The sequence below is a fragment of the Tepidimonas sp. genome (assembly GCF_046292505.1).
Taxonomy (GTDB): Bacteria; Pseudomonadota; Gammaproteobacteria; order Burkholderiales; family Burkholderiaceae_C; genus Tepidimonas.
Genome location: NZ_JBKBQX010000038.1, coordinates 1 through 11,617 on the forward strand (window position 1 = coordinate 1; position 11,617 = coordinate 11,617).

An 11,617-nucleotide genomic window follows, 5' to 3' on the forward strand; every position below is an offset into this window, starting at 1 on the left:
GTGCTTTCATCACCACCGCCGACTTTCAGAATGCCGCTGCCGATGTAGCGCTGGAACCAGGGTTCCCCCGCATCGGCCTAATCAATGGGCGCCAGCTGGTCGATCTCTTGATCGAGCATTGGGGCGATATCCCAAAGGAGTTTCGCGAGCGCCTCAGCCTAAAACCAGGCTTGGTTTTGGCATGAACCCTCTCCACCGAAGCTTGTACGGTTTCCGGCATGTTTCGGGCCGAATGCGAAATCGTTTTTCAGGGAGAAAACCATGACCGCACCCAACTCACTCGTCATATTCGAGTCGAGCGATCAGCCGGTGCAGGTTCGGCTGGAGGGCGAATCCATCTGGCTGACGCAGCGCCAGATGGCCGAGGTGTTTGCCACAACGCCGGAAAACGTGCTCATGCACCTGAAGAACATCTTCCGCGATGGCGAGCTGGAGGAAGCAGCAACCACTAAGGATTTCTTAGCGGTTCAAACCGAAGGCCGGCGGCAGGTGCAGCGTCGCCTCAAGCACTACAACCTCGATGCCATCATCTCCGTCGGCTACCGCGTGAACTCTGCCCGCGCCACGCGCTTCCGCCAGTGGGCCACGCGCGTGCTGCGCGAGCACCTGACGCGCGGTTACACGCTGGACCGCCAGCGCTTCGAGCGCAACGCCGCCGAGCTGGAAGCGGCGCTCTCCCTGGTGAGAAAGGCCGCCGCGGGCGAGGCGCTCACCGCCGAGGTGGGCCGCGGGCTGGTGGATGTGATCGCCCGTTACACGCAGACCTTCCTGTGGCTGCAGCGCTACGATGAGGGGCTGCTGACCGCTCCGGCCGGCAGTCCGGGCGGGGTGTTGCCCACGCTCACCGAGGCACGCGCGGCGATTGCACGCCTCAAGGCCGAACTGGTCGCTCGCGGTGAAGCATCGGACCTGTTCGGGCGCGAGCGCGGCGAGGCCTTCGCCGCGATCCTGGGCAATCTGGAGCAGACGGTGTTCGGCGAGCCGGTCGTCCACGACGTGGGCTGGCCGCGCTCGCCCTGCTCGTGGCCGAGTCGGATGCCAAGAACAAGGACGTGATGATCCGCCTGATCGAGAACATGCTGGCCCCTGCGGGGCCGCACAGGGGGGAATGAGACATGGCGTTTCTGTCGGAAGCCGAAGTCGAAAGCGCACTGCTGGACCAGCTTCACGCGCTCGGCTACCGCATCGAGCGCGAGGAGGACATCGGCCCTGACGGTCATCGCCCCGAACGCGAAAGCCACGATGCGGTGGTGCTTCGAAAACGGCTCGAAGACGCCATGGCGCGCCTGAACCCCGGGTTGCCGGAAGCGGCGCGGCAGGAGGCGTTGCGCCGCGTGCTGCAGGTGGAACGCCCTGCCCTGCTGGAGGAGAACCGCCGCCTGCACCGGCTGATGACCGAGGGCGTGGACGTGGAGTATGACGCCGCGGACGGCACGCTCACCGCCGGCAAGGTGCGGCTGATCGATTTCGAGCATCCGCCGCGCAACGATTGGCTGGCGGTGCCGCAGTTCACGGTGGTGCACGGCGCGCATCAGCGCCGGCCGGACGTGGTGGTGTTCGTCAACGGCCTGCCGCTGGTGGTGGTGGAGCTGAAGGCGCCGGGCGCGGAGCAGGCGACGCTGCAGGGCGCGTTCAACCAGTTGCAGACCTACAAGGCGCAGATCGCACCGCTGTTTCGCACCAACGCGCTGCTGATCGCCTCCGATGGCTTGCAGGCGCGGGTGGGGTCGTTGTCGGCGGATTTCGAGCGCTTCATGCCTTGGCGCACCACCGACGGGGCGAGCGTGGCGCCCAAAGGCGCACCGGAGCTGCCGACGCTGATCGAAGGGGTGCTGCAGCACGAGCGTCTGCTGGAGCTGGTGCGCGACTTCACGGTGTTCGGCCAGACCGGCGCGGGGCTCGTGAAGATCATCGCCGGCTACCACCAGTTCCACGCGGTGAAAAAAGCGGTGGCGCAGACGATCCGTGCGATGCCGCCGGCCAACGTGGTGCGCGAGGAGCCGGCCGCCTACGGCTTGCCTTCGGCACGCGACCAGCAGCCGGGCGACCGGCGCGTCGGCGTGATCTGGCACACGCAGGGCTCGGGCAAGAGCCTGCTGATGGCGTTTTACGCAGGGGTGCTGGTCAAGCACCCGAAGCTGGAGAACCCCACGTTGGTGGTGATCACCGACCGCAACGACCTGGACGACCAGTTGTTCGGCACCTTTGCGATGTGCCGCGACCTGATCCGCCAGACGCCGGTGCAGGCGGAAAGCCGCGAGCATTTGAAGACGCTGCTGGATCGCGCCTCGGGCGGGGTGATCTTCACGACGCTGCAGAAGTTTGGCGAGGTGGACGGACCGCTTTCGACGCGGCGCAACGTGGTGGTGATCGCCGATGAGGCGCACCGCAGCCAGTATGGCTTCAAGGCCAAGCTGGATGCCAAGACGGGCGAGATGTCCTACGGCTTTGCCAAGTACCTGCGCGATGCGCTGCCCCATGCGAGCTTCATCGGCTTCACCGGCACGCCGGTGGAGGCCGACGACCGCAACACGCCGGCGGTGTTCGGCCACTACATCGACATTTACGACATCAGCCGCGCGGTGGAGGACGGCGCCACGGTGCCGATTTACTACGAATCGCGGCTGGCCAGGCTGGCCCTGGACGAGAACGAAAAGCCGAAGATCGACGCCGAGATCGAGGAGCTGCTGGAGGACGAGGACGAGGCGGCACGCGAACGCGCCAAGCAGAAGTGGGCGACGTTGGAGGCGCTGGTGGGCGCGGACAAGCGCATCGCGCAGGTGGCGCGGGATATCGTGCAGCACTTCGAGGCACGCGCGGCGGCGCTGGCGGGCAAGGGGATGATCGTCTGCATGAGCCGGCGCATCTGCGTCAAGCTGTACGACGCCATCGTGCGGCTGCGCCCCGATTGGCACAGCAACAATGATGCTCAGGGCGCGATCAAGATCGTGATGACCGGCTCGGCCAGCGACCCGCCCGAGTGGCAGCCGCACATCGGCAACAAGGCGCGGCGGGACCTGCTCGCCCAACGCGCCCGCAACCCCGATGACCCGCTCAAGCTCGTCATCGTGCGCGACATGTGGCTGACCGGTTTCGATGCGCCGTGCATGCACACGATGTACGTGGACAAGCCGATGCGCGGCCACGGGCTGATGCAGGCGATCGCGCGGGTGAACCGCGTGTTCCGCGACAAGCCCGCCGGGCTGATCGTCGATTACATCGGCATCGCGCAGAACCTGAAGTCCGCGCTGGCCCAGTATTCACCCCGAGACCGCGCGCAGACGGGGATCGACGAGGCCGAGGCGGTGGCCGTGCTGTTGGAAAAGCTCGAGGTCGTGCGCGCGATGTTCCACGGTTTCGACGTCGCGGCGGCGCTGCAGGGCACGCCGGCGCAGCGCTTGGAGGCGATGGCCGGCGCGCTGGAGTGGATCCTGGAGCGGCAGCGGCAGTGGGCGGCGCAAGAATCGACACCGGAGGGCCAGAAGGCTGCCCGGCGGCGCTTCCCGGATGCGGTGCTGGCGCTGTCGAAGGCCTACGCGCTGGCCGCCGCCAGCGACGAGGCGCGCGCCGTGCGCGAGGAGGTGGGCTTTTTCCAGGCGGTGCGCGCAGCGCTGACCAAGACCGGCTCGGCCAGCGGGCGCAGCGCGCAGGAGCGCGAGCTTGCCATCCAGCAGGTCGTCAGCCGGGCGGTGGTGTCCACGGAGATCGTGGACATCCTGCAGGCCGCAGGGCTGAAGACCCCTGACATCTCCATCCTGTCGGAGGAATTCCTCGCCGAAGTGCAGCAGATGGAGAAGAAGAACCTGGCGCTGGAGGCGCTGAGGAAGCTGCTGCAGGACGGCATCCGTGCCCGTGCCCGCGCCAATGTGGTGCAGACCCGGGCGTTCTCGCAGCGGCTGGAGGACGCGATGGCGCGCTACCACGCCAACGCCCTCACCACCGCCGAGGTGCTGCAGGAGCTGATCCAGTTGGCGCGCGAGATTCGGGCGGCACGCCAGCGGGGCGAGGAAGCGGGGCTCACGGATGAGGAGATCGCCTTCTACGACGCGCTGGCCGAAAACGAAAGCGCGGTGCAGGTGATGGGCGACGAGAAGCTGCGCGTGATCGCGCATGAATTGCTGGTGAGCCTGCGCGAGAACGTCACGGTGGACTGGGCGCACCGCGAGTCGGCCCGGGCGCGGCTGCGCGTGCTGGTCAAGCGCATCCTGCGCAAGTACGGCTACCCGCCGGATCTGCAGGACGCCGCCGTGCAGACGGTGCTGGCACAGGCGGAGGTTTGGGCGGCCACCTGGGGCCTGGAGGCGGCCACGACCAGCGCCTGAGCGCCGTTCACCCCAACGCCGCCCACGCCTGGGCGAGATCGGCGCGCAGGTCCTCGACATCCTCCAGCCCCACCGCCAGCCGCACCAGCCGGGGGGCGTAGGGCCAGGGACGGGCGCGCATTGTCGGGATGTCGTAGGGCACGCACAGGCTGACCGGCCCGGCCCAGCTGTAGCCGAGGCGGAACAGCCGCAGCGCGTCGCAGAAGGCGTCCACCCGCTCCGCGGGGACGGCCGGATCGAACACGACACTGAACAGACAGCCCGCGGCACGGGCGTCGCGGCGCCATGCTGCATGGCCAGGGGAATCCGGCAGCGCCGGGTGAAACACCCGGGCCACGTGCGGCTGGCTCCGCACCCAGGTCGCCAGTTCGCGGGTGGCGGCATCCTGCGCGTGATAGCGAAGGGGCAGACTCGGCAGCCCGCGCAACACGGCCTCGGCGTCGTTGGCGCCGACGCCCAGGCCCAGCCGCATGTGCGTCGTCAACAGCGCGTGGTGCAGCGCCTCGTCCCGTGTGACGACGGAGCCCATCAACACGTCGGCGCCCCCGCTGGGGTACTTGGTGAGGGCCTGCATGGCCACGTCCACCCCCAGCTCGAACGGGTTGAAGGCCACGCCGGCACCCCAGGTGTCGTCCAGCGCGGTGACGATCGGACGCGTCCGCCCCGCGTTGGCGCGGCGCACCTGCGCCACCAGCGCCGGCACGTCCGGAAATTCCAACGTCACCGAGCCGGCGGCTTCCAGCCACACCAGGCGCGTCTGGGGCGTGATGGCCGCGGCCAGATCCGCAGGATCCATGGGATCGTAGATGCGGTGCCGGATGCCCCAGGCGGCCAGCTCGTGGGTAGCCAGTGCCTTGTTGGGGCCGTAGGCGTTGTCGGGGATCACCACCTCGTCGCCGGCACGCAAAAACGCCAGATCGACCAGCGCGATGGCGGCCAGGCCGCTGGGGGTCAGAACACAGTGGCGCCCTCCTTCCAGTGTGGCCAGGCGCTCCTCCAGCGTGAAGGTGGTGGGCGTGCCGTGCAGGCCGTAGGTGTAGCCCGACTTGTCCTGCCACTGGCGCTCGCGCATCGCCGCGACGTTGGGGAAGAACACCGTCGAGGCCTTGTGCACGGCCACCGGCACGGCGTCGAAGCCGTCCGGCGCGCGGTAGGGGTGATGAATCAGGCGCGTGGCCTCGCCTGCGGGAGCCGACCCCATGGCGGTCAGATCTTCCACTTGGCCAGCAACTGCTCCGGCCGCAGGTTGTCGTAGCACTCGAACGGCTGGTGGATCCAGGGATTGGTTGGCAGGTATTCGACCGAGTAGTCCGGCGTGAAGATCGACACCGCCTTGGTCCAGATGACGGCGCTGCGCAGCTCGGTGATCGGCGCATAGTTGGTGCGCAGCATGTCGATCACGGCCTTGAGCGTGTGGCCCGAGTCGGCCAGATCGTCCACCAGCAGAACGCGGCCCGCGATCTCGCCCTTGGGCGTGGTGATGTAGCGCGCGATGTCCAGTTGCCCGCGCACCGTGCCGCCCTCGGCGCGGTACGAGCTGGTGGACATGATGGCCAGCGGCTTGTCGAAGATGCGGCTGAGGATGTCGCCGGGGCGCATGCCGCCACGGGCCAGACACAGGATGGTGTCGAAATCCCAGCCCGACTGGTGGATCTTGATCGCGAGCTTTTCGATCAGGTTGTGGTACTCGTCGTACGAGACGTACAGGTGCTTGCCGTCTTCGGTGAGCATATCTGGGGGTCTTTCGCGTGGCGCCGCGGGGGCCTCAAGCGGCGAAGGGATGCCGCACCAGGATGGTATGGTCGCGGTCCGGGCTTGTCGAGATGACGTGGATCGGCACGCCGGTGGTGGCCTCGATGCGCTCCAGGTAGCGGCGCGCGTTGGCCGGCAGGTCCTCGTAGCGGGTGATGCCGGCGGTGGGCTCGCTCCAGCCCGGCAGCGTCTCGTAGATCGGCTCGCAGCGCGCGATTTCGTCGGCCCCGAGCGGCAGCAGGTCGATCTCGCGCCCGTCCAGGCGGTAGCCGACGCAGAGCTTGAGCTCCGGCAGGCCATCGAGCACGTCCAGCTTGGTGATGCACAGGCCCGACAGGCCGTTGACCTGCGCCGAGCGCTTCAGCAGCGCGGCGTCGAACCAGCCGCAGCGGCGCGCGCGGCCCGTCGTGGTGCCCTTCTCGGCACCGACGGTGGCCATGTGCCAGCCCGGGGTGCCCTCGGTCTGCCAGTCGAGTTCGGTCGGAAACGGCCCGCCGCCGACGCGCGTGCAGTACGCTTTGGTGATGCCGAGCACGTAGTGCAGCAGCCCCGGGCCGACGCCGGAGCCGGCGGCGGCGTTGCCGGCCACGCAGTTGCTGGAGGTGACGAACGGGTAGGTGCCGTGGTCGATGTCCAGCAGCGTGCCCTGCGCGCCCTCGAACAGCAGGTTGGCGCCGGCGCGGTGCGCCTCGTTGAGCTCGCGCGAGACGTCGGCCACCATCGGCCGCAGCTGCTCGGCCTGGCGCATCGCCTCCTCGTACACCGGCTCGAAGCGCACGCGCCCGCGCTCGATGTAGGGCGCCAGCGCCGGGCTCCACTCCAGCGTCTCGGAGCCCAGCAGCGTCACCAGCACGTGGTTGTGCAGCTCCAGCAGCTCGCGCAGCTTGGCGGCGAAGCGCTCGGGGTATTGCAGGTCCTGCACGCGCAGCGCGCGGCGCGCCACCTTGTCCTCGTAGGCCGGGCCGATGCCGCGGCCGGTGGTGCCGATCTTGGCCGCGCCGGCCTTTTCCTTGGCGGCCTCGCGCGCCACGTCCAGCGCCGCATGGAACGGCAGGATCAGCGGGCAGGCCTCGCTGATGCGCAGGCGGCTGCGCACCTCCACGCCCGCGCGCTCCAGGCCCTCGATCTCCTCCAGCAGCTTGGCCGGCGACAGCACCACGCCGTTGCCGATGTAGCACTTCACGCCCGGGCGCATGATGCCGCTCGGGATCAGGTGCAGCGCGGTCTTGACGCCGCCGATGACCAGCGTGTGGCCGGCGTTGTGGCCGCCCTGGAAGCGCACCACGCCGTGCGCGGTCTCGGTCAGCCAGTCGACCAGCTTGCCCTTGCCCTCGTCACCCCACTGGGTGCCGACCACCACCACGTTGCGCCCCGGCTGGGGCTGGAAAACCTTGTCGTTCATGAAAAAGATCGCTCGATGGGTATCGCTTGGAGAGCGGTTGGGGGAGAGGTCGCGATGGTGCGGAGGGCATCAGCGCGCCTGCGCCGCGAGCGGCTGCACCAACCACACGCCGTCGCGTTCGACCAACGTGCGGTCGCAGGCAAATTCGTCGACCTCGTGCTCGTGCCCGGGCAGCACGCAGACCACGGTTTCGCCGGCCGCGCGCAGTCGGGCGATCGCCGCGCGCAGGGCGCCATCGTCACGCCATGGTGCCCGGATCGCCGGTCGCAGCGCGGGGGCCGGGGCCAGCCGGACGAGTTGCTTGAGATCCAGGCTGAAACCGGCCGCGGGACGGCGGCGGCCAAAGACCGCGCCCACCTCGTCGTAACGGCCGCCGCGCGCGATTTCCTGCCGTTCGGCCCCACCGGCGCCGAACAGCGAAAACCGCACGCCGGTGTAATAGGCGTAGCCCCGCAGATCCGCCAGATCAAAGGTGACGGAAACCTGCGGGTCGCGCTCGTGCAGACGATCGGCCAGCCAGGCCAGATCATGCAGGGCCCGCTGTAGCCGCTCGCCACCGGGCAGGCGCTGTCGGGCCTCGGACAAGACGCCCGCATCGCCATACAGCTCGGGCAAAGCCAACAGGCCGTCGCGCACGGCGGGGGGCAATTCCGCGGCGAGCGACGCCAGCGCGGCCGCGTCCTTGGCGGCCAGCGCTGCGTGCAGCCGCGCGATGCGCACCGGCGGTAGCGGACAGCCGTCCAGCACCGCATCGACGATGCGCACATCCCCCAGGTCCACCCCCAAGCGGGACAACCCCGCGGCGCGCAGGGCGTCCAGGGCCAGCTCGAGAACCTCCAGGTCGGCCTCCAAACCGGTGTGTCCGTAGATTTCGGCGCCAAATTGCAGCGGCTCGCGCGAACCGTGCGCTGCCCCTGCCCGGGTGTGCACCACGGGGCCGCAGTAGCACAGGCGCGTGATGCCCTGCCGGTTGAGCAAGTGGGCGTCGATGCGCGCGACCTGCGGCGTGGTGTCGGCCCGCAGCCCCAGCATGCGGCCCGAGAGTTGATCGACCAGCTTGAAGGTTTGCAGATCCAGCGCCTCGCCGGTGCCCGTCAGCAGCGACTCCAGGTGCTCGAGCAACGGCGGGATCACCAGCTCGTAGCCGTAGCGGCGCGCGGCTTCGAGCAGGGAACGGCGCAAATCCTCGATGTGTCGTGCCTCGGAGGGCAGCACATCGGCGATGTGATCCGGCAACAGCCAGGCAGACATGGGTGGTTCGAGGGCAGGCAAAGGCCGGATTCTACCCCGACCCCGGGCCGCGCCGGCCGCCCGCGGGTCCCGCCCGTCAGCGCGTGCCCGCGGCTGGCGCCGTCCCCTTGAACGCCTTGAAGAATTCGGACGAGGGATCGACCACCAGGACATCGCCCTTGCCGGCAAAGCTGGCTTTGTAGGCCTCCAGGCTGCGGTAGAACTGGGCAAACGCCGGGTCTTTGCCGAACGCCTGGCTATAGACGCGGGCCGCTTCGGCGTCGCCTTCGCCCTTGATCTTCTGCGCCTGCCGGAAGGCCTCGGCCAGGATGACCTCGCGCTGGCGGTCGGCCTCGGCGCGGATCTTTTCGCCCTCGGCAAAGCCGGTGGAGCGCAGTTCGTTGGCCACGCGCTTGCGCTCGGCCTCCATGCGGTCGTAGACCGAACGCGTGATCGATTCGGCATAGTCGATGCGCGAGATGCGCACATCGACCACGTCCATGCCCCAGGGCTTTTCGGCGCCGCGCACCGCAGCCAGCACCTCGCGCTGCACGGCGGCCATCAGCTCCTCGCGCTTGGCGGAAAGCAGCTCGCGCAGCGTGCGTTTGTTGACCTCCTGTTGGAAGGCGTTGCGCACCACGCGGTTGAGCTGCGCGGCGCCCGCGCGCTCGTCCAGCCCGACGTTGCGGATGTAGGCCGACGGGTCGGAGATGCGCCAGCGCACGTACCAGTCGATGACGACGCGCTGCTTCTCGGCGGTCAGCGTCGGCTCGGTGTCGGTGCTCTCCAGCGTCAGCAGCCGCTTGTCGATGTAGGACACGTTCTGAAAAGGCGGTGGCAGCTTGAAGTTCAGGCCTGGCTCGGTGACCACGTTGCGGATCTGGCCAAACTGAAACACCACGCCAAACTGCCGCTGATCGACAACGAACAGGGTGGAGCTGACGATGGCCAGCAGGACCAGCAGGGAAGAGGCAATGAATCCGATTCGGTTCATCATGGCATCGGCTCCGTTCAGCGCCCTTCGCGGTCGCGGCTGCGCAGGTCGTCACGCCCGCGCGCATCGGCGGCTGCCGGCGCACTCGACGCGGCGGCGGATGGGGCGGGGGACGACACCGCTCCCGCAGACCCCTGTGCCGCACTGACCTGCTGCATGATCTTGTCGAGCGGCAAATAGAGCAGGCTGGACTGTTGGCGGGTATCCACCATGATCTTCGTGACGTTGGTGTAGATCTGCTGCATCGCCTCCAGATAGAGGCGCTCGCGCGTGACCTGCGGGGCCTTCGCATACTCGGCCTGCACGAGCGAGAAGCGCTGTGCATCACCTTGGGCCTGCGCCACGATGCGCGCCTTGTAGCCCTCGGCTTCCTCGATCAGGCGTGATGCCGCGCCGCGCGCACGCGGCACGACGTCGTTGGCGTAAGCCTCGGCCTCGTTCTTGGCGCGCTCGCGCTCTTGCCCGGCCTTGAGCACATCGTCGAACGCGGCTTGCACCTGCTCGGGCGGGCGCACGCCGCCCGCTTGCAGGTTGATGCCGACGATTTCGATGCCGACGTTGTAGCGGTCCAAAATATTCTGCATCAAGGTCCGTACCCGGGGAGCGATCTGCTCACGCTCCTCGGCCAAGGCGGCATCCATCTTCATTTTGCCGACCACCTCGCGCACGGCGGTCTCGGCGGCCTTGACCACCGCCGCATCGGGGTCGCGGCTGCTGAACAGATAGGCGCGCGCATCGCTCAGGCGGTACTGCACGGCAAACTTGATCTCGACGATGTTCTCGTCCTCGGTCAGCATCGCCGACTCGCGCAGACCCGTGGCGCGCACGATCGCATCCCGGCCGATGTCCACCGAGCGGATCTGGGTGACGAACACCGATTCGTGGCGCTGGATGGGATACGGCAGCCGCCAATTGAAGCCCGCGCCCACCGTGCTGTGGTAGCGACCAAACTGGGTGATGACGGCCTGCTGGCCTTCCTGCACGATGAAAAAGCCCGTGCCCAGCCAAATCAAAACACCCACCCCGACGATCAGGCCGGCGCCGATGCCCGCGCCTTTGGGATCGGGGCGCATCGGCGCACCGCCCTCGCCCCGGCCCCAGCCGGGACCACCCGGCGGACGGCCACCCCCGCGACCGCCAAACAGGCCGCCGAGCTTGCGGTTGAAGTCGCGCCACAGTTCGTCCAGGTCGGGCGGCGTCTGCCCGCCCGACGGCCGGCGCTGTCCGCCACCGTCGCGGGCATCGCCGTCCTCCCCACGCCCCCAGCGCGGATCGTTGAGGTTGAACACCGCGCGCAGGCGGCGCGCCCAGCCTGTCCGAGCCCACAGGCCCAGGCGGTCAGGCCTGTGCCCAGAAGGTCGTGCGCCCAAGGGGAAGTCGCTCATGGATGAAAACGTGGATCGTTGGATGGCATGCGAATTGTGCCGAATTGCGGCCCGCCCCCGTCGCCGTCGGGCATTGCGAGGTGCTCGCGCACGGCATCGGCCAGCACTGCCCGCAGCGCGTCGAGCCCCTCGCCGGTCTGCGCGCTCACGAACACCCGAGTCACGCTGCGCCCCTCGAGTTCCGTGACGTCCCGGTGCTGGCGCGGGCGCCGCTCGGGTGGCAGGGCGTCGATCTTGTTGAACACCAGAACCTGCGGCACGTCGGCCGCGTCGATTTCGTGCAGCACGCGCTGCACGTTGTCGATCTGTTCTGGATGTTGCGGGTTGGCCGCATCGACCACGTGCAGCAGCAAGTCGGCGTCGCGCGCCTCCTGCAAGGTGGCCGCGAACGCCTCCACCAGCGTGTGGGGCAGGTCGCGGATGAAGCCAACCGTGTCCGACAGGGACACATTGCAGCCGACTTCGCCCAGATACATCTGGCGCGTGGTGGTGTCGAGCGTCGCAAACAACTGGTCGGCCGCGTACGCCCGGG

The 11,617-nt window shown here is 68.6% G+C and carries 10 protein-coding genes; 3 read left to right on the forward strand and 7 right to left on the reverse strand.

Translation table 11 applies throughout. From position 1 onward, the window contains the following. The 3 genes from ACK4TH_RS10775 to ACK4TH_RS10785 form a co-directional block, all read left to right on the forward strand. Positions 1 to 185 (forward strand): hypothetical protein (locus ACK4TH_RS10775; protein ID WP_409626249.1); only part of this gene is annotated, 185 nt, incomplete at its 5' end. Positions 186 to 261: 76 nt separating this feature from the next. Next, positions 262 to 1,056 (forward strand): virulence RhuM family protein, encoded by a 795-nt coding sequence (locus ACK4TH_RS10780; protein ID WP_409626252.1) that lies wholly within the window; start codon positions 262 to 264, stop codon positions 1,054 to 1,056. A gap of 59 nt (positions 1,057 to 1,115) precedes the next feature. Further along, positions 1,116 to 4,322: a type I restriction endonuclease subunit R gene (locus tag ACK4TH_RS10785; RefSeq protein WP_409626254.1), complete on the forward strand. Its 3,207-nt coding sequence runs from the start codon at positions 1,116 to 1,118 to the stop codon at positions 4,320 to 4,322. Positions 4,323 to 4,329: 7 nt separating this feature from the next. Here the strand turns inward: ACK4TH_RS10785 and ACK4TH_RS10790 are convergent, their stop codons facing one another. From ACK4TH_RS10790 to ACK4TH_RS10820, 7 genes are all read right to left on the reverse strand, one after another. Beyond that, a complete protein-coding gene (locus tag ACK4TH_RS10790; protein ID WP_409626257.1) occupies positions 4,330 to 5,523 on the reverse strand; it encodes a cystathionine beta-lyase in 1,194 nt (397 codons plus the stop codon). Positions 5,524 to 5,528: 5 nt separating this feature from the next. Then, a complete protein-coding gene (locus ACK4TH_RS10795) occupies positions 5,529 to 6,053 on the reverse strand; it encodes a phosphoribosyltransferase (protein ID WP_409626260.1) in 525 nt (174 codons plus the stop codon). A 34-nt stretch (positions 6,054 to 6,087) separates the two neighbouring features. Further along, positions 6,088 to 7,476: an adenylosuccinate synthase gene (locus ACK4TH_RS10800; protein ID WP_409626263.1), complete on the reverse strand. Its 1,389-nt coding sequence runs from the start codon at positions 7,474 to 7,476 to the stop codon at positions 6,088 to 6,090. Positions 7,477 to 7,545: 69 nt separating this feature from the next. Beyond that, on the reverse strand, positions 7,546 to 8,727 hold the full coding sequence (locus ACK4TH_RS10805) for an ATP phosphoribosyltransferase regulatory subunit (protein ID WP_409626266.1): 1,182 nt from the start codon (positions 8,725 to 8,727) through the stop codon (positions 7,546 to 7,548). A gap of 76 nt (positions 8,728 to 8,803) precedes the next feature. Continuing rightward, positions 8,804 to 9,700 carry a protease modulator HflC gene (gene hflC, locus ACK4TH_RS10810; protein ID WP_409626275.1) on the reverse strand — a complete coding sequence of 299 codons (897 nt, stop codon included), beginning with the start codon at positions 9,698 to 9,700 and terminating at the stop codon, positions 8,804 to 8,806. A gap of 17 nt (positions 9,701 to 9,717) precedes the next feature. Beyond that, the gene (gene hflK / locus ACK4TH_RS10815; protein ID WP_409626269.1) at positions 9,718 to 11,085 is read right to left on the reverse strand and encodes an FtsH protease activity modulator HflK; all 1,368 of its coding nucleotides are present in this window, start codon (positions 11,083 to 11,085) and stop codon (positions 9,718 to 9,720) included. Continuing rightward, the coding region (locus ACK4TH_RS10820; protein ID WP_409626272.1) for a GTPase at positions 11,082 to 11,617 on the reverse strand (536 nt) is incomplete at its 5' end. The genes ACK4TH_RS10820 and hflK, both read right to left, overlap by 4 nt.